General features: G+C 55.1%; 21 protein-coding genes and 1 pseudogene. 1 reads left to right on the top strand and 21 read right to left on the bottom strand.

The window, feature by feature from the left end; all coding sequences use genetic code 11:
• The first annotated feature begins 97 nt into the window (after positions 1-97).
• Positions 98-628 carry a tail fiber domain-containing protein gene (locus QMG90_RS08095; RefSeq protein ID WP_283283316.1) on the top strand — a complete coding sequence of 177 codons (531 nt, stop codon included), beginning with the start codon at positions 98-100 and terminating at the stop codon, positions 626-628.
• Here QMG90_RS08095 and QMG90_RS08090 read toward each other — a convergent pair.
• The 21 genes and pseudogenes from QMG90_RS08090 to QMG90_RS07990 all read right to left on the bottom strand — a co-directional run bounded on the left by QMG90_RS08090 (position 612) and on the right by QMG90_RS07990 (position 20,934).
• Positions 612-1,865, bottom strand: a complete 1,254-nt coding sequence (locus QMG90_RS08090) for a pyocin knob domain-containing protein (RefSeq protein ID WP_283283315.1) — start codon at positions 1,863-1,865, stop codon at positions 612-614. The two genes, QMG90_RS08095 and QMG90_RS08090, sit on opposite strands and share 17 nt — an antisense overlap.
• A 64-nt stretch (positions 1,866-1,929) precedes the next feature.
• Positions 1,930-2,895, bottom strand: a complete 966-nt coding sequence (locus QMG90_RS08085; RefSeq protein ID WP_283283314.1) for a DUF6453 family protein — start codon at positions 2,893-2,895, stop codon at positions 1,930-1,932.
• A gap of 1 nt (position 2,896) precedes the next feature.
• Complete coding sequence (locus QMG90_RS08080; protein WP_283283313.1) at positions 2,897-6,103, bottom strand: TipJ family phage tail tip protein; 3,207 nt, start codon at positions 6,101-6,103, stop codon at positions 2,897-2,899.
• A 58-nt stretch (positions 6,104-6,161) separates the two neighbouring features.
• Positions 6,162-6,764 (bottom strand): tail assembly protein, encoded by a 603-nt coding sequence (locus QMG90_RS08075; protein WP_283283312.1) that lies wholly within the window; start codon positions 6,762-6,764, stop codon positions 6,162-6,164.
• A gap of 44 nt (positions 6,765-6,808) precedes the next feature.
• Positions 6,809-7,144, bottom strand: coding sequence for a hypothetical protein (locus tag QMG90_RS08070; RefSeq protein ID WP_283283311.1), 336 nt, complete (start codon positions 7,142-7,144; stop codon positions 6,809-6,811).
• A 30-nt stretch (positions 7,145-7,174) separates the two neighbouring features.
• Positions 7,175-7,885: a C40 family peptidase gene (locus tag QMG90_RS08065; protein ID WP_283283310.1), complete on the bottom strand. Its 711-nt coding sequence runs from the start codon at positions 7,883-7,885 to the stop codon at positions 7,175-7,177.
• Position 7,886: 1 nt separating this feature from the next.
• Positions 7,887-8,642, bottom strand: a complete 756-nt coding sequence (locus QMG90_RS08060) for a phage minor tail protein L (protein WP_283283309.1) — start codon at positions 8,640-8,642, stop codon at positions 7,887-7,889.
• A complete protein-coding gene (locus QMG90_RS08055) occupies positions 8,639-8,986 on the bottom strand; it encodes a phage tail protein (RefSeq protein ID WP_283283308.1) in 348 nt (115 codons plus the stop codon). The genes QMG90_RS08060 and QMG90_RS08055 overlap by 4 nt, the downstream gene beginning before the upstream one ends.
• 5 nt (positions 8,987-8,991) lie before the next feature.
• Positions 8,992-11,502 carry a phage tail tape measure protein gene (locus QMG90_RS08050; protein WP_283283307.1) on the bottom strand — a complete coding sequence of 837 codons (2,511 nt, stop codon included), beginning with the start codon at positions 11,500-11,502 and terminating at the stop codon, positions 8,992-8,994.
• A pseudogene (locus QMG90_RS08045) lies at positions 11,486-11,800 on the bottom strand (phage tail assembly protein T); the annotation flags it as partial. The gene QMG90_RS08050 and the pseudogene QMG90_RS08045, both read right to left, overlap by 17 nt.
• Before the next feature lie 8 nt (positions 11,801-11,808).
• Entirely contained in the window at positions 11,809-12,234 is a 426-nt protein-coding gene (gene gpG, locus QMG90_RS08040) for a phage tail assembly chaperone G (RefSeq protein WP_283283306.1), read from the bottom strand.
• Positions 12,235-12,270: 36 nt separating this feature from the next.
• The gene (locus QMG90_RS08035) at positions 12,271-13,008 is read right to left on the bottom strand and encodes a phage tail protein (RefSeq protein ID WP_283283305.1); all 738 of its coding nucleotides are present in this window, start codon (positions 13,006-13,008) and stop codon (positions 12,271-12,273) included.
• A gap of 7 nt (positions 13,009-13,015) precedes the next feature.
• Positions 13,016-13,414 (bottom strand): phage tail terminator protein, encoded by a 399-nt coding sequence (gpU, locus tag QMG90_RS08030; RefSeq protein WP_283283304.1) that lies wholly within the window; start codon positions 13,412-13,414, stop codon positions 13,016-13,018.
• A complete protein-coding gene (locus tag QMG90_RS08025) occupies positions 13,411-13,965 on the bottom strand; it encodes a phage tail protein (protein WP_283283303.1) in 555 nt (184 codons plus the stop codon). Before QMG90_RS08025 ends, gpU begins: the two co-directional genes overlap by 4 nt.
• 8 nt (positions 13,966-13,973) lie before the next feature.
• The gene (locus QMG90_RS08020; protein WP_283283302.1) at positions 13,974-14,249 is read right to left on the bottom strand and encodes an ATP-binding protein; all 276 of its coding nucleotides are present in this window, start codon (positions 14,247-14,249) and stop codon (positions 13,974-13,976) included.
• A complete protein-coding gene (locus QMG90_RS08015) occupies positions 14,242-14,568 on the bottom strand; it encodes a DUF2190 family protein (protein ID WP_283283301.1) in 327 nt (108 codons plus the stop codon). The genes QMG90_RS08020 and QMG90_RS08015 overlap by 8 nt, the downstream gene beginning before the upstream one ends.
• An 80-nt stretch (positions 14,569-14,648) precedes the next feature.
• Entirely contained in the window at positions 14,649-16,673 is a 2,025-nt protein-coding gene (locus tag QMG90_RS08010; protein WP_283283300.1) for a ClpP-like prohead protease/major capsid protein fusion protein, read from the bottom strand.
• Complete coding sequence (locus QMG90_RS08005) at positions 16,618-18,129, bottom strand: phage portal protein (protein ID WP_430381675.1); 1,512 nt, start codon at positions 18,127-18,129, stop codon at positions 16,618-16,620. The genes QMG90_RS08010 and QMG90_RS08005 overlap by 56 nt, the downstream gene beginning before the upstream one ends.
• The gene (locus tag QMG90_RS08000; RefSeq protein ID WP_283283298.1) at positions 18,129-18,341 is read right to left on the bottom strand and encodes a DUF6148 family protein; all 213 of its coding nucleotides are present in this window, start codon (positions 18,339-18,341) and stop codon (positions 18,129-18,131) included. Before QMG90_RS08000 ends, QMG90_RS08005 begins: the two co-directional genes overlap by 1 nt.
• On the bottom strand, positions 18,338-20,446 hold the full coding sequence (locus tag QMG90_RS07995; protein WP_283283297.1) for a phage terminase large subunit family protein: 2,109 nt from the start codon (positions 20,444-20,446) through the stop codon (positions 18,338-18,340). Before QMG90_RS07995 ends, QMG90_RS08000 begins: the two co-directional genes overlap by 4 nt.
• On the bottom strand, positions 20,446-20,934 hold the full coding sequence (locus QMG90_RS07990) for a DUF1441 family protein (RefSeq protein WP_283283913.1): 489 nt from the start codon (positions 20,932-20,934) through the stop codon (positions 20,446-20,448). The genes QMG90_RS07995 and QMG90_RS07990 overlap by 1 nt, the downstream gene beginning before the upstream one ends.
• Between the last annotated feature and the right edge of the window lie 50 nt (positions 20,935-20,984).

Genomic DNA, 20,984 nt, shown 5'->3' with positions numbered 1-20,984 from the left:
TAGCGCGACAAGGGATGCCTACAGCACCACAGGGGAATTACTTTCTGAAGGGGATTTTGGCATCGGTACATTAGCTGTCGACAATGACTGGTCAGCTATGGATATGTGCGGATTCTATTTAGGTACAACAAATTCCCCCATTTTTAATTACAACGCAGCAGGGGTTAAGATACGACTAACATCAGCGATTCAATCCGCTTTCGCTGGGCGCAACAACCGCTTTTTTGCGCAGACCCATGAGTCTGGTGCGGCGCAGGGCTGGCGGGAAATTACTACCACCGCGGTATCAGACATCACTCTTAAACTGGATGTAAATTATACCGATGGTAGTGAATCCTGGGCCAACATTGAGGCAATGAAGCCAGTAACCTTTAAATATAAAAACGACGAAACCGGGCATCTTCGTCGAGGATTTGTCGCACAGGATCTGGAAAAAATAGACGCGCAATATATCAAGAGAGTGAACGGTGCAGTAAATGAAGACGGGTCGCTTCGGGAAATATTAACACTCGATACTAATCCCTTGCTGATGGATGCCCTTACCGTAATCACCTTACTGATGGAAAAAGATAAAATAAGAGATAAACAACTATCTGATTTAAATGAAGCAATCAAACTTTTGTCATAGTGCTTTTCATTTCCCAAATACTGTTCGCGGGCATTTCCACCCGAACGCTCACATACTGGTCGCAGGGAATATCGACCGGATCGCCCTCGGCGAGACCATCAATTTCGTTATGCGCGAACGGCGGTGAACCGGCGTTCCTCCGGTGGTAGGTCTTAACCAGCACCGAGCCGTCAGCATTCACCTCGTAATCGAGCCAGATCAGCGGCTGCCTGTTTCGATCGGTGGGAATGTCGAACCCACCATCAATCCCGCCCCAGGCGGCGTCCGAGTTGAGCGCGTTACAGCCTTCAATCAGATAGCTGCCAACGTCAAGGCGTCTTACAACGCAACCTTCTGCCTCCTCATTCGTCTCATAGCGACCATCTGCGAATAGTCGTATTACTGGCGAGGACGCTTTCAACGTGCCGTCACTTGCCCTCGTTGTATTTGCAGTGTTGTAGTGAGTAATCCAGGCTGACCACACATTATTTGAGCTACATCTGACGGCAAGTATTCCAGAGGTATTTGCCTGGATTTGTGTCTGATTACCTGAAAGTCTGGAAAGGGACAGCAGCGGGGTATAACCACTGTAATAATTGATTGCAGCTGCGCCATTTGAATAATAAATACCGTTTAAAACAGCATTGTTTGCATTGCTGTCAGTTGTGTTTGGCGGCAGCGCCGTCCCTAACCCAAATGCACCCACCTGCATGACATTATTGGATTCGGTGCCTACATCCTTAGTTGCGCTACTTCCTAAACCGAGGTTTGTGCGAGCGACAGAAGCGTCTGGCAGATCGGCAAGGTTCTCGCTTTTGTCCATCTTTCCGGAGACAGATTCGGAGACTTCATTCAACGCACTAATAATCCCACCCCATGCAGGACCGCTAAAAGAACTACCGTCAGGGAGCGTCACTGTGACCGTACCGGTACCACTGAAAATCTGTTGCCAGTTTTGCTTATCGTAATTGAGACCACGCAATGCTTCGGTGCTTTGAACCACCAGCGCAGCGGTAACCATATTGAGCGCTACGCGTGGAACCGCCATCCACGCCACACCTGCCTGTGTCGGACCTGAGAAATTACTGACGAGTGTCAGCGCGGTATTGCTGCTTACGGCTTTAACCGGCAATGTGTATGGCACGCCGCCGACCGTCGCCACAATGAAATCACCTGCGGCCAGATCAGTGGTAAACGTCGTACCTGCTCCGCTCACAGATGCTGAGTTATTTGTCAGGGTTAATGTTCCTGCAGACATAATGGCTCCTGTTTTCAGGCAATAAAAAACCCTGCCGGAACAGGGTTCAGTTATGCAGTTAAATTCAGTAAATCGGGTCAAGTAAAGGCAGGGATATCCCGATCTGGTCACGGCCGGTAAATGCAGAATCTACCCACCATTCGATATCCTTACCTCTCTCCAGCGCCACGTTTCCGCCGGACATTCTGATCCCGGCGTGCTTCAGGATATTCCGGTTGCCGGAATAGGTCGTCGCCATGCCGAAAGTCCCGAGCAAAACCATTCGTGAGCCAATCGCCGTGTTATTCCATGAAGGCGTCCAGGCGGCACCGCTGTAAACAAAAGGACGGGAAACGGTGGAGAACACGCACCGGCTCCCGGCCATGATGGTTATTCCTCTTCCCGGCACCGGATCAACGTTGTCAAAAATGGCATAGGTCATCGACACCGAAGCATCGACAGGGAATGCGTCAGTGATGTTATTCACCCAGATATTTGCGCCAGATTTTGTCACGCTGACGCCGGAGTTATCCCACTTCGCGAACATAATGGCCCCGGCGCTGATCGTTTTCCCCGCTATCGCAGATACCGTCGTCGCGCCGGTTACCGTTTTAACGCCAGAGGCCACGCAGGTCAGTAAACGTGTACTCGTGGTTATTGCAGTGAAATCCGTCGAACTGGCGACAAACAGTCCGATGCCATTCGTTGCGCTGCTGGCAGGCAGGATCTGCATGACGGTGCCCGGAAAACATTTTTTATCGAAATTACCAATGTTACCGGCATCGTTGTTCATGGTAATGCTGCCGCCCGAAATGCTGATGCTCTTCAGGTTCACGATCGTCGGAATGGTGTCCGTTCCAATGTAGGTAAAGACACAGCCAACATCCGGAATGAATATGACCTGGCTCCCGCTGACTAGTCCGGTGATCGTCCGCGTTCTCCCGTTGAAATCATCCGGGGTGCGCATGCAAAAAGACGGGGCACGAAGCCCCGCTGTTATTTCCATCGGCGGTCTGCCGTCGTTCAGGTCGATGTAAATCCCCTTTGCCATATCAGGACCACTCCCCTACCACGACTTTTCCGCCCCCCGTCAGCGCAACGGTAATCCCTTTCCCGTCAATCGTGACACCATTGCCGTTGCCAGCGAAGCCAAACTGGCCGCTTGTGGCATACAGCTTCCCGTGGAATTCACAGTCACCGCTCTTGTCGATGTTCCAGCCGGAACCGGTAGGTCCAGCAACAAAGGTATTTGATCGGATGTTGTTGCCGATCTTCGCGTTGGTGACTGAGCCATCCTGGATAAACGCCGAACTGATGAACACCTGCCCGTTGATGACGGCAAACGGCGAATACTGCGTATCTCCGCTGCCACTCATCAGAACAAACTGGTTAGCGTTGAAACCAACCCGCGTAACAATCGGCTGCCCCGCCTGAGCAAGTACTGCAATGCTCATCCCGGCGTTGTACATTACCCCGTTAATTCTGACGCCTGCTTTCAGGGTATAAATAGCGGTAGCGCCATCGGCATCCACTGTCGCTGTAAGCTTGTCTTCGAGCGAGGCAGTGACGTCACTGATCTGTGCCTGGACAGTGGTCGACAGCTCAGCCATTGCCTTATCCACTTCCGCAACGGTTGTTTTGACAATCAGGATATCGGCACGCACTTCACCATACTGGCGCCACTGGTGGTCAACCGCATCGTTGTTCGCCAGCGCATTCTGTAATACAGCTTCAAGATTGGTATTGATGTCGCTGGTCAGCCTGTCACCGTCGGCGGACTTCATGAAATCGTCAGCGATATCGCCGAGATAGTCGTCTGCGTTATCGTTAGACATACCGCGAAGCCAGTCGGTAAACCCGGATTCATTACCGGACTTGTCGACCAGCTGCGCGCGGTACCAGAACTCCTGCCCCGCCTTTAGCCCGAGCTGGATGTATTCTGATGACGGATACGGAACATCGCTGAGCAACAACGGCTCCGAAAAGTCAGCATTCGCCGTGTACTGAATTTCCGTTTTCAGCGTATCGCCGGTGTTGGCCGGAAATCCCCAGTTAAGTCGGATCCCCCAGTTGATCCCAGTCGCGGTAAACCCTACCGGCTTCGGTGGATTACCGACCTTCCCGGTGAGTGTTTTCTCGACCGAATAGCCCCAGCCGCTGGAAATTTCCGCCGCATTGATTGCCCGCACCCTTACCAGATATCGTCCGGTGTAGATTGACGGCACTTCAAACGAGGTGGTGGAGCTGCGCGGTACATTGACCCAGTTCCCATCATTTCGCCGCCACTGGGCTTCATAGGAAATGGCATTTGTGGTCACGTCCCATGTCACCCGCATCGTTTTCTGACTGATCCCCTGGCTGACAGTCGAGTAGCTGCCGATGACAATATTACCCGGCGCGCTCTGGTTACCCGGCGGGACAACCGAGACCGGGCGCTGGTCAATGATGGCACCCGTATCAATGCGGGGAAATTTATCCGGGTCGTAGAAAGCCCCGGAAATACTGAATGTCCCGTCATTGTTGTCTGTCACGCTGATAACGCGGTATTGCTGCGCATACAGTTCTCCAGACTCTGCTACCCAGATACTTTCCGGCTGTGGCGTTTCACTGTATGCCGTGGTGACGGTCACAGCCCTGCCGTTTACCGACTGCACCGTTCTGGCCTGCGCCGCGCCGGATGGCAGGTTCAGAATCAGCCTGCCACCCGCGCTCACATCGGCTACCCGGTCAAGCGTAATGACACGCCCGTTAACAGCACTGATACGCCCACCCGTCACTTTCCCGGACAGTTTTTCGTCCGCAACGGCGATGACATACCCAGGCTGCGGAATATTCCCGTCAAGGCCGACAGAAAAAGAAACGACGCGATCTTTGTTATTGGTGAGGATGCCCCAGCGCCCTTTGCGGTTGGCTTCGGATTGTCGGGTGCAGCCGATCGCCGTCATTTCCAGCTGATTGAAGCCGTAACGCGCCACCAGCGCCTGCTCAAATACCGGCTCCATGGCGTCGGCATAGGCATTAGCAGGATCAGACCACGACACCAGTGCGTTTGTGTAACGCGTTTTGGATGTGCTGCTGGAATAGTTGAAAACGCCGTCTGTCACGTTAGCGCGCGTGTAGACGTAGTCTATGTCACGGGGCATATCAGCCAGGGCGACAATCTGATCGCCACCCCAGTAGGTCATTCCACGGAAGATGGCGGCAAAATCCCGCAGAACGGTGTATGCGTCATTGCGATCCTGCACATACACATTACAGATATAGCGCGGCTCAGTACCGCTGCCGCCTTTTCCATCAGGAACTGGCTGATCACAATACTGCGCCACCTGATACAACGACCATTTGTCGATGTTTGCTGCCGTCAGGCGATTTCCCAGACCAAACCGGTCGGTAACCACCAGATCGTAAAAAATCCATGCCGGGTTGTCCGTCCATGCCCACTTAAAGGCCCCTGTCCATGTGCCGCTATACGTTCTGGTTTCCGGGTCGTAGTTATCCGGAACCCGGATAACCCGACCGCGTGGCTCACAGGAGATCTGCGGAACAGAACCATTGAACTGACTCGAGTCAAACTCAATGTAGAGCAACGCCGTGTTCGGATAGCGCAGCTTGGCGTCGATCACTTCCGTATAGCTTTGCAGTGTCATCGTATCGCCGATTTTTGCGCTACTGGCGTCAGCGGTTAATTTACGAAGGCGAACCGTCCAGGTGGTTCCTGCAACCGGCAGATCAATTCGGTGGCTGCGTTCATAGCCTGAGGTCGTTTTACCTTTAACACTTGTGGTAAGGACGGTCTGCCATGCGCCGCCATCCGTCTGTAAATCGATGGCATAACTGACCGTGTTACCTGTGAGATCGCCATCGTCTTCCTGACGGAACAGTGACGGCCACTTGATACGAAGACGAATGGCTGATAGCTGCGTACTGGTGAAAGTATGCGTCCAGGCCGTCGTGCTTGAAACTTCGGTACCGACGTTAATTTCATTTTCAGTGCCGGGGATCCCCTGGATATATTTCTGCGCCTGCGTGCCCGGGCGAAATTCCCACACCACACCGCCGAAATTTTGCGAACCATCGCTGTTCTCCAGCGGGGTGCCGTCCAGATAGATATTTCTCCCGGTCAGGCCACCGGCAAACTCACCCTCTCCCAGCGCGATAAGAAGTTTTGCTTTAGCAACCGACTGCAGATCATCTGGTTGTTCTGTGGGTGTGCGGGAACTGGAACCGCCACCTTTGCGCCCCTTAATATCTTTAGCCATATTTTGCCCACAAAAAAACCACCTGAAGGTGGCCTGAGAAAATGAGAAGAATGGAGAACTATTGCTGATCTTCGACGTAGATCCCCGCCGAAACAATCGCACCGCCGATACGACGTTTACCGTAAAGAAGTGGGACCGGATAACCCTGAGCAGCAGTGTTCGTCACCCCGCCAAAGGCATAAGAAGCACGGTTGTCGGCATCCTGTTTACTGGCAAGACCGGCGGTTTGTGGTGAGAGCATTTGCACAACGCCGCCAATCATCAAAGCTGCGCCAATCTTCATGGCGGCTGGTCCCCATGCAGCGCCGCCCCATGCTTGCCCGATAGTGGCACCAAGCGCACCAGCGACTACCAGCACAGCACCCAGTATTGTTTGAAGGACTCCAGCTTTTTTACTACCTATAACAACAGGAACGATTCGAATAACATCACCAGAGACAGGGAATCCTAATTCATCCACGCCGATATTTTTTTTGCCTTTAAATACGGCATATGTAAGTCCGCGCATTCTGCTTGTATTAAGGAATTTTTCAAAACCATTAACAGTTTTAGCAAGTGCATTTACCGCTTCGTTTGTGGTCATTATTAATCGATTATGTACTTTCCCGAAAGTTTTCCCGAGAACGCCTCCTAACTCAATACGCGTCATGATTTCCTGCATATACCACTCCAACAAAAAAGCCACCTTTAACGGTGGCTTTCTCACTAAATACAGGAGCGTGCTGCGCTCCCCCACGGGTCCCCTATTCCTTTACTGGCTGCAAAAACTTTGATGTCGGAGCCACCCTTAACATTATCCTGGATAACCGCCATTGATAAGACACCAAATAAATCATCTGCTGCCGAAATTCTATAACCTGATTCAGTTTCAATACTTGTTGCTTGCGGGTGTAATTCCTGCCATTTTGGCGCCAAACACTTATTTACATCAGACGCCTTTTTAGATGAATGTCCTGAATAAATTGGTTCATCTTGCTGTAAAGAGGAAGCACTACAACCGAATAAACCAAACAATAGAAAAATGAAAATAGCTTGTTTCATATCCCTGTTCCTCATCAAATAAGAAAGAGGTTAGCACAGAGATTTATAACGAAGAACCTTCATAGTTCGTTCCATCCAGTAGCCGCCATAGGGTGTGCGCTTGCTCAGATGACCGTAGAGGTGGTGCAGCAGCATGTTGCCGTCCATCAGGATCCCCGCGTGGTTCCATTTATTCGCCTGGACCTGCATGATCACAAGATCACCCGGTAACGGCGGCCCGTCGAACTCCCGGAATCCACAATCATACCAGCAGTCCCGGTAAAAATTGTCCGGATACTGGTCTTCCCACCACGGGTAATCCACCCGGTAATCGGTCAGTTCAATGCCGTGCGTCTGCCGGAAGTAACTCATCACCAGCCCCCAGCAGTCGAAATGACCGAGCACGAACGGACGCTCCAGCAGCGGCAGCTCGCCGCGCGGCTGGATGGTGCGCAGGTCGCCTTCCGGCCAGCTGACAATATGCCAGGGCAGCAGCGTCGTGTCACACTGCGCCTTGTCCAGCTCACTCGGTTGTGTCGTGGCATCGGGGTGACTGTGAACGATCGCTATCGCCGTCCCCCAGTCTTCCGCCGCTGCATAATCCTCCGGGGAGAGAAGAAACTGTTCCTCCGGCGCCGGGGCCAGGTTATGGCAGGGAAAATACCGCTCAACCCGGCTTTTCTGCGCGACAACACCGCAGCATTCCCGCGGATATTCCGCAGCAGCATGCGCCATGATGGCATCAATGGTTTTCTGTCGCATATCAGCTCCTGATAAGTGACGTGCCGGGGAAGCCACCGAACGGCAGTTCATTGTTTGCACCATGCCGCAGCTTGCAGGCAGTCAGCGTGCCGTTGCACTCATCGAGCGACGGATCAGTGACAGGGGTGTTATTTTTGTCGAAATACAGAGTCCCGGCATAATCACAGCCGTCGCCGGAGCGGTATTTGTTGCGGATACACCAGGTACACAGCGAATGAAGCTGGCGCGTTGGTAGCATCTGCCCCTGCAGATCCATCGGGCTGCTCAGAACGAACTGGACAACTTCGTTTGTTTCGAGCTCTTTCCCGTCAATATAAAAGCTTCTCAGCTTTTCCTGCGTCGGGTCTGCCGCGGGATTGCCACCAGTAAAATTCCGCGCATCGAGATACTGTGCCAGCGTGTCATGGATAATGACCTTAGCCAGAACGAGATCGTCATAAGCCAGGCACAATGCCGTGATCGAACTTTCCAGGTCTGCGACCGACAGCTTTGGCTGCGCGCTCGTACCATCTGTCGACGCCTCGATGCCTTCAATCTGGCATGGCCACGCACGGTATTCGTTTCCCTGCCACCAGACCGATTTGGCCTGCAGCTTTGACTCATCACCGCCAGCACTGGTGATCTCTTCCGGGGTGTGCTGGATATTATATGCATGGAAGTACATCACATCCGATACACCGAACGCGGTACCGTCCACTTCAAAAAGCCGGATTTCATTACCGGGCTCCAGTTTCTGATAGTCAGCATTAAGACTCATGGTGCAAATGCCTGTTCAAAGGTTGCAGTTACCGTCATCACTTTTTTGCCAAGAATGACCTTCTGAAGGCTGTCCGCCTGAACACGCCACAGCGCCAGTTCACCGAAGGGCGGCGCAAATAAAAATGACTTCGTTTTATGGCGGCGCAGGAAGGCATAAATCTCCAGCCCGGTCTCCGGTCGCCCGCGGAAGGTGTAATCAAACTCCAACGTTTCGTCATTCAGACCCGAACCGCTCACCTGCGCATAACCGTCGCCAAACTGAGCTTTACGGATTGTGTCCTTGCTTTTGGTCGTTGGCTGACCAGTCGCCTGAATCGACCAGATAAATACTTCAACAGCCATAGTGATCACCTGTTTTTATTGGCATTCCACAGAATACCGCCCGGGCGAATTTCCCGGACGATGCCGTCCCTGACAGATTTGTCGATCACACGCTGATAAGCCTGACCGAGTTGAACGTTGCTGTTTTGCGTATCAGCCCCAGCCTGCTGCTGACCGGTTGTCACCGAAACAGGCGCATAAACACTCACACCAAACGGCGTCGCCATTGCACCTGAACCATTGCCGACATAACCTCCGGTTGCATAGCCACGCATCAGCCTGTACAGGTTGTCAACGCCGATCCGGCTGGTCGCCTCTTTGTGAAAAACGAACTCACCACGGTGAACCACCCCGGCAGGCTCATATTTCCCGCCGGATCCGGTGAAGCCGCCACCGGCAAAACCAAACGCTGTTGAGGCTGAATTTGCCAGCCCTACCAGCGCCTGCTTCATGGCAATTTGAGCCAGCATCGACAGTGTGGAGCGGGTGAAGTCGGCCCACTTTGCTTTACCTGATACCAGCATGTCGCCGAGGTTTTTTGAAAACCCGTCAAAGGCGCTTGCAGCCGCTGATTTAACCTGACCGTAGGCATCTGACGCAGAATCGACATAATCAGCCCAGGCCGATTTCGCGCCGGATAACCAGTCGCCACGCAGGGTATCCTGGGCAGCATAGTAGTTTTTCAGTGCGGCCAGTTCGTTCTGGTAACCCTGGTCGGTATCAGAACCACCGGCATTCATCCAGCCCTGACGAAGTTGCGCTTCTTCATTGCGCCGCTGCGTGTCACGGCTACCCGCTCCGGCGCTGTCCAGCAGCGCACGGGTTTTCTCACCCATCTGCGTGACGTATTTCTGCGAAGAATCCTGCAGGCGGTTGAGCCGCTCCTGCGCCACGATCTGATCGCCCAGACGGGCATTCAGTTCAGCGCGGGACAGCACCTCGTTTTTACTGGCGAGCAGGGATTTCTCTTCGTTACTCAGCGTGCGGGTTTTTGCCGCATCCTCCAGCACCGTAAAGCGCGCCTGCTGTCGCCACAGGTTCTGGCGCTGCTGGCCGATGGTATCGTTGATACCCCTGTGCTCCTGCAGCGTCCTCAGTTGCGTTTCCAGCTCCAGCGTCTGCGCGCTCGCGGTATCGACAGTGCGGGTTCCTGCCGGGGTTTTGACTGCCTGCGTTTTTTTGAGCGTGTCCTCGTACTCTTTTTTAGCCGCCGACATGTTGATGTTGTAGTCAGCCTGGAGGATCCGCCCTTCTTTCAGCGCGTTGTTAAGCTCGTTCTGGCGTGCTGTGTATTTCTCCAGCGCGCTCTGCGTTTTCGCGTAATTCGCCTGCGCCTGAACCGCATATTTCTGGCGGTCTGCCTCGGCGGCAGCTTCCTTCTCTGCATTAGCCTCGTTCGCTTTCGCTATTCCGGCCTGCTGCTGCGCCATATCCAGCGCCAGCCGTGCCGTTTCACGGTCATTCCAGAAGCGGGCCCGCGCCTCTTCGTTAATGAAGCGGTCGTTTTTTTCCAGCTCCCACGTCTGGTCCGCACGCCTGAACGCGGCCTCCGCTTTGCTCAGCATTTCCTGCGCGCTGTCCGGGCGCCCGATATCCAGCGCCGCGTCCCACATGGATTTAAACGCCCGCTTAAGGGAATCCGCCGCGGCCTCTATCGTGCCCATGTTGTCGCGCAGGCTTTTGGTCTGCGTGTTGAACCCGGTTGTGGCGGCATCGTTTGCCGCCTGCAGAGCCGCCGCTTCATTACCGGACCGCTGCAGCTGCGCGACGTAAGCAATCTGCTCTGCCGTCACGTTATGGAACTGCTGCGCCATCGCAATCAGACCGGACGTCGGGTCATTCGTCAGCTTACCGAACGCCGCGGCGACTTTGTCCAGCGGCAGGCCGGACGCCTGTGTGAATCGGGCCACGGCCTGGCTCATGTCGTCAAACCGCGCACCGGCGCGAACGCCTGCGTTTACCAGTGCTGTCAGCGCTTCGCCGGACTGGTTAAACGTCAGCCCGGCACTCTGCCCGGCGCGGACCAGTGTCAGCATCCGGTTAGCCGTCAGCCCCGCGCTGTTACCTGACAGCACCAGCGTTTTATTGAAATCAGACAGTGTGGAGGAGCCCTGGTACCAGGCATACACAACGGCACCTGTCGCCGTCGCCAGCGCGCCGAAACCAATCGCCAGTGGTGATATCGCGCTGGTCAGGGCACGGAACGTCGGGATGATCCCGCCGAAGGAGTCCTTAATCTGACCACCCTGCTGGAGCAGGATAAGCCACGGACTCTGGCCACCAGCGAGCTGGGTGGCCACGTCGGTAAACTGCGCCGGAAGCATCCGCATCGCCGCGGTGTACTGGCCGACGGATATTCCGGCCTTCTGCGCCGCGCTTTGCTGCCTGCTGAACGACTGCTGAATACGTAATGCCGCGTCATTTGCAGCGTCACCGGTTTGCTTCAGCTGCCGCTGAGCGTAGCTGACCTGCTCAGTAAACTTTGACGAATTGACGTCAAGGTTTACGACCAGATCACCGACTGCCGTCTGGGCCATAGCGAACGCCTCCTGTAATGCCTGCTGCTTTTGCCATCAGCACATCGTCGTCCGGCGCGTCGTCCGGGAGCGTGTCAGATGTCGGGGAAAGGACGCTGAATGCGCCGGGGGTCAGTTCAGGATCACTGAAAAACATCGTTGAGAGGGTGTAGAGCAACCCGGAAAAATGCAGATCAAGCTGCACGTCATGAAAGTAGTTGTCCCGGTAGAAAATATGCCAGTCGCCGTATTCTGTTGAGGACATGCCAGCCAGCATGGTGCGCCAGTCCGGGCGACCGAACTCACGCGCCAGCTTCATGACAAAGGTCAGCTCACTGGCAAGGACTTTTCCGCGGACACCGGCTCGGTATCATCCGCCTGCGCAGTGGTGTCGATTGCAACATCTTCCTCATCAGGTGGCGGCAGCATGCCGGAGAGCTGTTTCACCCGGAAGTCCGCTTCGGCGATTAAATCCAGCGGCCAGGTGGACAACACCTCCTGCTGAATTTTCACGTATTCCGCAACCGCCCCTTCCTTAAGGGTGCCTTTCAGGGTATGCCCGTGCCAGAGAGACATGGCGACCACCCAGGCACCGGTCTGCACGGTCACCTCCATGGCTTTCTGAAAATCACCCTCTTCGATCGCTTCGATGTTTTTCAGATATTCAAGATGACTGATGCGCTGCAGCGCGGACAGTTCGAACAGGATAATGGTCTGCCCGTTGCGGGTCATTTCATCGGTTTTTAAAAACATGCTGTACTCCGGGAGGCGGGGCCGGAGCCCCGTTTATCAGGATACGGTCACTTCGCAGATGCCCACAAAGTTGCCGTCGTTCGTCATCACCACCACCGGCACCACACCCGCGTCAACACCGGTCACCGTAACGATGTTGCCACTGACGCTGGCTGTGGCTTTTTCGGGATCAGAGGTGGACACGCGGAACGATTTATCCGACGCACCGGCGGGCAGCACCGAGACGTTTAACGTCACGGTTGCTCCGACAGCGACGGCCGCAGTGGTTTTATCGAGCGAGACGCCGGTAACCGCAATCACCGGCGCACCACTCTCTTCCGCCAGATTCGGTTTCCCGGAGTTGGTGATCTTCACCGTGCGGGTAATGACTTCCTTCGAGGTGATGGTCTTGCCGAGGCTGCTCGGCCAGCCTTTAAACACATCCACGGTGCCATTGGGGTATTTAATCTTGTACGCCCGGACGGTACCGTCATTGAACCAGCTCACCAGGTCTTTCTGCCCGGCTTCGCCCGGTTTCCATCCCAGCGTGACCGACGTGTCACCGGCAGATTTCTGCCCCTGCGCGGTGCTGGTCCAGTCGGCGTTTTCATCATCGATGTAGGTGTCGTCTTCCGAATCCGCGGTCATTTCGCCGGGGGTTAAATCCTTCACCTGCGCCAGGCGGGTCCAGTCGATATCAGACAGCGGGTTGGCAAACGGATCGCCGGAACCGCCATAAATCCAGAATGTGGTACCGGCACCTTTTACAGGCGCCAGCGGGTTTGGTGTTGGCATAGTGTCCTCACATTACGTAGCTGATTGAATAACTGAGATCTGCCGATCCCCACGTCATCGCCTCATCATCGCGCTGGTAGTCGTACCCGAGCGCACTCATGGTTTCGATTAACCCGGCCAGCTCCGGTACATCGGCCATCGCGGGATAGACCTGACTTTCCATCCACTCATCCAGCGCCGAGTCGGTGTCACTCGCTTTTAGAAAAACTTCGGTATGCAGGACCGCTGTCCACATGTCCTCATCAACGGCGTCATCCGTCGATCGGGCGTCTGTCAGGTAAACCGCAATGGCCGGGAGATCCTGCTCATCAATAAATCCCGGACGACCGTCAAAATAGGTCACTGGTTGAGTGATATTTCGCTTTAATGCCGCAAGCACCGCGGCACGAATTTGGGGGTTTTTCATCGGATGAGCACCAGTCTCAGTTGGTTTTTAAGGTTCTGCCGCATGACTTCCGGCATTCTGTCGTCCATGAGCTTCGGCAGCTCGGTCCGGAATGCCGCCGTCAGCGGTGCTGCGAGGGGAATGCTGATCACCTCAATGGGATAACGGCTCTTTGTGGTTCTGCGCAGCACATGCCAGCGCCCGTTCGCCAGTTGCTGAATAAATGCGCCCGGAAAGCGAAACGGCCCGATTTGCAGCACGCTATTTGCGCTCCCTTTATCACGTTTGCGGCGCGACAGTCTGACGCTGGCGGTACCGAGCTTAATCGCGGGCAGGTTACCGCGGTTCACCCTGATTAACGCCCGGGGTTTTCTGACGGTCGCTCGTCGCAGTCTGGCACGCTGCTTCACCAGTTTTCGCGGCACCCGCGTTGCCTTTGACACCACTGACACACTGCGATTTATCGCCTGCCCGGCGATATTATTGACTGACTGCGCAGATGCGCGCGGTACGGCGGTTTTACTGATGCTGTTAAGATTGGCAATTGCCTGTTCGAGCCCCTTTATTGACATAAATCCTCCTATTCAATAAAGATGCGCGGCTTTCCGTTGAATTTGTCGTGGCGGGTAACACTGAAGGTCTCGCCCTCATACACCACGTCGTCATTGCGCCGCGGGCGGTAAGTCTCCGAGAAAACCACCAGCGATACCATGTTCCCCGACACCGGCCCCATTTGTTCAATAAGCTCTGCTGGGATGACATCCACCGGCACGCCGTTGATAACCGCGGTTCTCCCCATTTTCCGGACAGTGGCCGCATCCATGCGACCAGCCATTGTGTCAAACGGGTTAGCCATTGATCTTCACGTCAACGACGCTCACGCCAGCTGCCGCACCCTCCCACGCCACGCCCGCAGCGACTGCATCCGTTGCCGCCAGCTGGATAACACCAGCCTTGAGGTAAACCTTAACACCGGCAGAAATCGCATCCGCGGGCAGTTTTGGAAGGACGAAAACGCCTTCCGCAAAACCATCACCCGTCTGGCCCGGCGCAATATCCGTGATCGCCACGGCGACCACTGTGCCGATGGCAACCGGCGTACCACTGAGGATTGCATCAGTGCCGGTATTCGCCAGGGGAATGGTCTTCCCGTCCTGCACATAATTCTTCGACATAGTTCTTCTCCGCTCAGCCCCCGACGGGGCTGATTTCAGGTATAAAAAAAGCCCTTACGGGCGTCGGATTCGTCGTGCTGTTACTGGCCGCTTGATTTGACCAGGCCGCGATAATCCAGCGGCGCCACACCGGCATCAATACGCACTTTTGTCGCAATGCCGTCGGTGGTGAAACCTTCCTGCTGGTCGATGTACGGCGTATCGACACCGTTCAGGTAAGCCACTTCGATAGTGTCGGTGCCCATCGCCGCAGTCAGATACCAGGCTTTCGCATCAGCCTCATCCAGTCGCGCTTCCGCAATCACTTCTGCGAAGTTCTGGATCGGGTTGATAATTCCGGCATTGATATCTGCCCCTTTCACGCTCGCCGACTTGATGGTCTGGCTGGCCAGCGTTTCCAGACCGACCGGAACCAGCATGTAAGCCGGACGGATATTCAGGGAACGGGAACCTTCTTTCTGCAGGCGCATCAGCTGGCGCGCGGCGTCAATTGAGGATACCGAAATCGCCCCGGTGGAGAGGTTTTTGTGGTCAGCGTGGAACAGTGCTTTCCCGTCAGAGAGTTTCGGGTTCGTGGTCAGAACAGCATAAACCAGATCACCAATGGTCCCTTTAGCCGCGCGCCCCATTTTCATCGGCACGTCAGTCAGCTGATTCAGGTCATCATTGATGATCGCCTGACGGGTGATGGAGAAGATTTCACCATAGGTGGCCAGCGCGATGGTTTCGCCTTTATCCCCGGTGGTCACGTATTTGTACTCAGCCCCTTCACGCACCCGGCGGAGCGACGGGAAGCCCCCCATACCTACACGATGTGCGGTTTTGAAGTCGGATAACTGCCCTTTTTTCGTCCAGCGCTGGAAGGTCTCTTCTGCTTCATCCCACCCCTGCAGCAGCGCCTTATTCGACACATCAAGCAGGATGTTGCCAAAGTCCGAGGAACTGTGCGTCAGCGCCAGCCCCACCATCTGCATCGGGTTATAGCTGGACACACCAATACCACGCTCTGTCAGCGCCATACGCGCATACTCGCGCAGCGTCATCCCGTTGTAGACGTTGTCGCGCTCCTGTTTGTCGAAACCGGCGCGCGCCATCAGCGCCTGGCGAATACCATCCGCGACAAAGTTGCCATTACCAGCGTAAATATGCGCCTGGGTAGTTTTGTCTGATGGTGTGGAGTTTTTGCCCAGTTCGGCCAGAAGCAGGTCTTTCGCCTGTTGAACGGAGCATTCAGGATCCGCGACGCACTGCGCCATCAGATCCTGATGCTTACCGCCAAACATGGCAAAGAGATCGCCGATGGCGTTCACACGGGCTTTCTGCTCTGCGAGCACCTGAGCGCGGATTGCAGCCTCGTCAGCAACTGCCGGTGTTTGCGTGGTCAGGGTCTGAGTAGTCTGGGTCTGTGCCGCAGGAGCCTCACGTTGAGTGCTGTTGCGCGGCGGGGTGATCATATTACGAATGCTGTTTGGCATTTTTTCAAATTCCTCAATACGTTTTGAGTGAATACAGGCCATCGCCTGCAGGGAGGGTGCAACCTGATCAGCAAAACCCAGCGCAACGCACTCGTTACCGTCCATCCAGGTTTCGTCTTCCAGCATTGCCGCAATTTCTTCGGCAGATTTTCCTGTCTTCTGCGCATAGGCCGGGATCAGAACTGACTCAACCTTGTCGAGAAGATCGGCATAATCCCGCATGTCACTGGCATCACCACCCGCAAACCCCCATGGCTTATGAATCATCATCATGGTGTTTTCCGGCATGATCACCGGGTTACCCACCATCGCAATGACCGACGCCATGGACGCTGCCAGACCATCGATATGGACGGTGATCGCGGCGCCGTGATGTTTAAGGGCATTAAAAATGGCGATGCCATCAAAGACATCGCCACCCGGCGAATTAATGTAAAGGTTGATGTGGGTGACATCACCCAGCGCCTTCAGCTCGTTGACGAACTGGCGCGCCGTCACTCCCCAGTAACCAATTTCGTCGTAGATATAAATATCTGCATCGTTATCAGCACTGGCCTGCATGCGGAACCACGAATTACTGCCTGCGCTGGCTTTCGGACGGTTGAGCGCCCGGTTCTTTGGCTTCGGCACTGGTGCCTCCTTTATCGTTAGCCGGGTCCGTATCGAATTTCAGCCCCAGCTCGTTGTTTTCATCGATCTCAGCTTTACGCCGCGTCTTTACGTCATCCGGATTGCGGCCGCTGGCGCGAACCCAGTCCGATTCCGTTGCTGCACCGCCACGAATCTGCATCTTCCAGGCAGTGGCCTCTTTTACCGGATCAATCCACGGCATCACCGGACCGGAATACACCGCGGTGTAGAGCGTATCCATGTCGACACCACGGGGAATTTTGATCTCCCCGGACGCCACAGCGATTTTCAGCCAGGCGCGGTACATCGGTCGGGTGACAGCGCCGATAAACCAGTTCTGAAGGATGAGATACCCGTCGGTGGATTCCACCAGCTCCTGCCGCTGGGCGCTGTAGGTGCCGTTATAGTTTCTCGCTGTGCTGGAAAAACTGAGACGGGAGCCTGCGGCAACCGCACGCAGTTGCCCGTTGCGAAAGGATTCGAGATTGGGATTGGGACGGTCCGACTTGATCATCCCGATTTCTTCACCGGGCTCCAGATCGTCATAGATGATGCCCGGCTGAATCATCAGCTCGCGGTCGCTGTCTTTAGTGCCTGAGGTAGACTCTTCGTCGTAACTTTGCCCGTCACCCTTTTTGATATACATCCCCAGCGCTGCGGCGATCCGCGCCGCCGTAAGCTCAGCATCCTCGTATTCTTTCAGCGCGCTGAGGCGCATCAGCACACCGGAAAGCAGTGAGTTCCCGCGGGTCTGATGCAGACGGCGCGTAAACTTCAGATGCAGCATATTTTCGACATCGATAGTTTTGGTATCGAGCTGCTTGCCGGTCACCGGGAGAGATTTATAAACCATATATCCCTTCGGGCGCCCCCAGTCATCGAGGTATACCCCCTGGCTCAGCTTTGCTGATTCGTCACTGGTCATCGGAACAAAATCAGCTTCCAGCGCTTCCAGCCAGAAAGGGATGCGTGCTGACGGCTCCAGTCCGTTTCCGGTACCATTGACCAGCTGGGCAAAGACTTCACCGTCACGCAGCCAGCTGCGCAGCATCAGGCGCTCCAGCACCGGACGGGTAAACTGCCCGGTGACATCCGGTTTCACAGACCATTCTGCAAATTTCGTGCGAATATCCACCACCAGCTTTTTCGCCAGCTTGCCATTGGTCAGCCTGGGGTGAGGTTCGACAACGATCCCGTTCGCCCCCACCACCCGCTCCTCCAGTTTGTCGAAAATGCCGATGACAAGGTCATTATTGTTATCGAGCCATCGCGCCTGCTCACGCAGGGAGACAGCGCCCATCTGGCTGAGCTGGTTTGCTGACCGATTTTCACGTCGCGCTTTATGCGTCCGCGATGGTCTGGCCGCTTCATAAGCCCGGATCACTGCCCGGGCGCGAAGCCGGGACGCTTTCCATGCCGGTGAAAAGAGGCCGATTGCATCATCAATGATTGACATTAAAACCTCGCCAGACGATAGCCAGGATTTCCCCGGCGCTTGGTGATGAAGACTGTCAGACGGCGTTCCCACTCCTGCCGCCCCTTGCGGATCTCTGAGAGGTTCTCAAACGTCATCTGTTGCCCGTTGAACGTAATGGACTTCCCGTCCAGCACGGCCATTTCCGCGTCCACATATTTCTGGATCATGGTTTCGATATCGCTTTGTTTCACACCCAGCCTCCTGATGTGGCCCATGGATTTGAATCTGAGTCAGCCGCTGGCTTGCGCCGTTTTGCTTTCACTGCCGGAACAGGTTTTGCCGGTACTGCGGATGGTGGTTCGGTCGATTTCTCCTGCCGGCTTTCAGTCCAGGTTTCCCTGCATGCCCACTCCGGTGCATCTGACCATTTAATCTTCTCGTAGCCGTGAAGGATCGCCAGCGCGTCGGCGTAGACCATCAGGTCAAACGCCTCGTTGGCACCGTGGCCGGGTTTGCTCCACTTACCATCGGGAGAACGCTCCTCGTAAGTCAGCTCATCGTAAAACCACGGGCCCAGCCATTTGGGGAAATGCACATAGCCCGGCCCCGGCGAATCCCGCCACAGCGCATTGTTGACACGGTCTTTGAGCGCATCGGTCTGCAGAAGGTAAAGAGGAACGTCACCGGCAGCTTTTGCCCGTCGTGTGGATCGCCCGGTATTATCCGGATAAGTGCGGGTGATGAGTTTGGCGCGGCGCTGCCCGTCTCCCTTGAAGAGAAATACTCTCTTGCCGAAACCTTCCCGGCGGCATTTGCGCCAGAACTTATAGGCATTGTCCGTAACGCCATCTTCCCCACCTGAGTCCACAGCCATCGCCATAAGCCGCATGCACTTCGTTTCATCACTGGCAAGTGGCCAAGATTTTTCGAACACATCACTCAGGAGAAGATCCCAGTCCTCCGGGTAGCTCGCCGGGTCAATGGGATAGCTTTCACCATCGGCATTGATACGCATCGACTGACGGATGTTGTAGCGATCAACCAGCCATCGTTCGCCCTGCTGACCATAGCCGGTCACCTGAATGACAAAACGCCGGTTCCGGCCACCCTGGACGTCGACCGTTGCGGTAAGAAAAGCCACCCCGTCCGGAACAGAACGCTTCGGAACCTCCTCCGCACGCTGCTCCAGCAACTCGCTTTTACGTTGTTCCAGGCTGGCGCGCGGCAGATAAGGACGCCCGAAGTCGGTGTTTACCACCGTTTTCAGCGTTTCCTCGCTCTGTGTTGCCTCATATTCCTGCTCTGCCGTCAGGAATTTGTAAATCATCTGTGACCATGTCTGGTATGCCGCTGCCGGGCCTTCCATCCAGAACGACGCAATACGGGAACGCCGGCCTTCCCCGGTAATCTTCCCGTGACGGTCAATTTGCTGCCCGTCGCGAAGCCAGACATGCTTCATGTTCAGTTCGCGCTTCATTTCGGGCTGAATTTTGCCGTGGCAGGCCGGGCACTGAAGAAAAGCCGATTCACTGGCCGTGACAGGGTCGGGGTTGTCCCGGTAACCTGTCATATTGTCGATTTCAGGCTGGAAATACTCGCCGCAATGCGGGCACGGCCAGTAAAGGCGGCGGCGGTCGCCCCGGTTATAGAGCGACAGAATACCCGTGGTCGGTGGTGCTTCGTGTGGCGAGCTGCGGCGCCATTTCGTGTCCCGGATATCGCGACCGGGTGAGCTCTCCACCAGCGTCATGCCCGAGGACATAAAAGTCTGTGTACGTTTTGATGCCAGCAGGAAGGCATCACCCTCGCCGTCGATATCTTCAGGAAAGCGATCGTAATCCGTCAGCGCCACACTTTTATAATCCGACGACGACATGATATTGACCGACGGCCAGCCCAGCTTCAGGTAGTTCCCGGCCCGGAACGTCCTGTCGTACACGTTATTGTCGTTGCGACGTGGGCTTAACCGGCTTTGAACTTCCGGGCTGCGACGGAATGTGCGATCAAGACGCTTTTTCGAGTGTTCCCGCGCTTTCTCTTCCGACACCTGAATGACCAGCATATCCGCCGGATCACAAACGATGTTGTAGACAATCCAGCCATCGATCAGACCGATGGTTTTCCCGGTACGTGCCGGACCCACAAACACCACGGCATCGTATTCGCGCGATGTCAGGCAGTTCATGGGTTCTATTACATAGGGAGCCAGATCCGGATCCCACGGGATGGAGTTGCCTGCGCCCACTGGAACACGCATATAAGCACTGACCGCATCGGCCACCTGCATACGGCGTGGGGCACGTAAGATACTGGAAATATCACGGCGAATGCCTCGTGCTGATGCCCGCTTTGCCATCAGTCCTCCTCTGGCTCAACCTCCTCTGCTTCAGCTTCCAGCACCTTTTGCGCTAACTGATCGCGCAGGTCATCAATGACGCTCTGGACGCGGGTGACCGCTGCTGGCGTCAGCCCGCAGTCGCGCTCAAGGATGTCCGGAAGTGTTTCAAGAATCATGACGACTGATTTCGCCATTAATGAATATTCGCGAGCCACCTCATCTGCCGGAATAAGCTGGCCGGTATCCAGTTCAAACCTGAGGCGTTCGTTTTCGGCCTTCCAGTGCGCCAGGCGATCAGCCGGAGGCATATCCTCCAGATCAGCTGATACCGTTGGAACCATCAGCTCTGTCAGGATTTCAGTGATGAGATAAAACTTGAGTTTGCTGTTACTGCCGGTGGCTGGGCTGACATTTTTCAGCCGCGCTGCCACGGTCTGGCGGTGGACACCGGTGATCCCGGCAAGCTGATTAATGTTGAGTTTTAAAGATGCGATTTCCTGGTCCATGATGGTGAACACTTTTTGTACAATTCGACATCTTTGCAAATTCGGGTGTA

The organism is Trabulsiella odontotermitis (assembly GCF_030053895.1).
Lineage (GTDB): Bacteria > Pseudomonadota > Gammaproteobacteria > Enterobacterales > Enterobacteriaceae > Trabulsiella > Trabulsiella odontotermitis_C.
Note: the sequence above shows the minus strand (reverse complement) of the source record. Positions and strands in the feature narration are given on the sequence as shown.

Excerpts from the sequence above, each read along its gene's own strand:
- QMG90_RS08095 (WP_283283316.1), top strand. The coding sequence starts at position 98 with ATGGATATGTGCGGATTCTATTTAGGTACAACAAATTCCCCCATTTTT.
- QMG90_RS08090 (WP_283283315.1), bottom strand. The coding sequence starts at position 1,865 with ATGTCTGCAGGAACATTAACCCTGACAAATAACTCAGCATCTGTGAGC.
- QMG90_RS08085 (WP_283283314.1), bottom strand. The coding sequence starts at position 2,895 with ATGGCAAAGGGGATTTACATCGACCTGAACGACGGCAGACCGCCGATG.
- QMG90_RS08080 (WP_283283313.1), bottom strand. The coding sequence starts at position 6,103 with ATGGCTAAAGATATTAAGGGGCGCAAAGGTGGCGGTTCCAGTTCCCGC.
- QMG90_RS08075 (WP_283283312.1), bottom strand. The coding sequence starts at position 6,764 with ATGCAGGAAATCATGACGCGTATTGAGTTAGGAGGCGTTCTCGGGAAA.
- QMG90_RS08070 (WP_283283311.1), bottom strand. The coding sequence starts at position 7,144 with ATGAAACAAGCTATTTTCATTTTTCTATTGTTTGGTTTATTCGGTTGT.
- QMG90_RS08065 (WP_283283310.1), bottom strand. The coding sequence starts at position 7,885 with ATGCGACAGAAAACCATTGATGCCATCATGGCGCATGCTGCTGCGGAA.
- QMG90_RS08060 (WP_283283309.1), bottom strand. The coding sequence starts at position 8,642 with ATGAGTCTTAATGCTGACTATCAGAAACTGGAGCCCGGTAATGAAATC.
- QMG90_RS08055 (WP_283283308.1), bottom strand. The coding sequence starts at position 8,986 with ATGGCTGTTGAAGTATTTATCTGGTCGATTCAGGCGACTGGTCAGCCA.
- QMG90_RS08050 (WP_283283307.1), bottom strand. The coding sequence starts at position 11,502 with ATGGCCCAGACGGCAGTCGGTGATCTGGTCGTAAACCTTGACGTCAAT.
- gpG (WP_283283306.1), bottom strand. The coding sequence starts at position 12,234 with ATGTTTTTAAAAACCGATGAAATGACCCGCAACGGGCAGACCATTATC.
- QMG90_RS08035 (WP_283283305.1), bottom strand. The coding sequence starts at position 13,008 with ATGCCAACACCAAACCCGCTGGCGCCTGTAAAAGGTGCCGGTACCACA.
- gpU (WP_283283304.1), bottom strand. The coding sequence starts at position 13,414 with ATGAAAAACCCCCAAATTCGTGCCGCGGTGCTTGCGGCATTAAAGCGA.
- QMG90_RS08025 (WP_283283303.1), bottom strand. The coding sequence starts at position 13,965 with ATGTCAATAAAGGGGCTCGAACAGGCAATTGCCAATCTTAACAGCATC.
- QMG90_RS08020 (WP_283283302.1), bottom strand. The coding sequence starts at position 14,249 with ATGGCTAACCCGTTTGACACAATGGCTGGTCGCATGGATGCGGCCACT.
- QMG90_RS08015 (WP_283283301.1), bottom strand. The coding sequence starts at position 14,568 with ATGTCGAAGAATTATGTGCAGGACGGGAAGACCATTCCCCTGGCGAAT.
- QMG90_RS08005 (WP_430381675.1), bottom strand. The coding sequence starts at position 18,129 with ATGTCAATCATTGATGATGCAATCGGCCTCTTTTCACCGGCATGGAAA.
- QMG90_RS07995 (WP_283283297.1), bottom strand. The coding sequence starts at position 20,446 with ATGGCAAAGCGGGCATCAGCACGAGGCATTCGCCGTGATATTTCCAGT.
- QMG90_RS07990 (WP_283283913.1), bottom strand. The coding sequence starts at position 20,934 with ATGGACCAGGAAATCGCATCTTTAAAACTCAACATTAATCAGCTTGCC.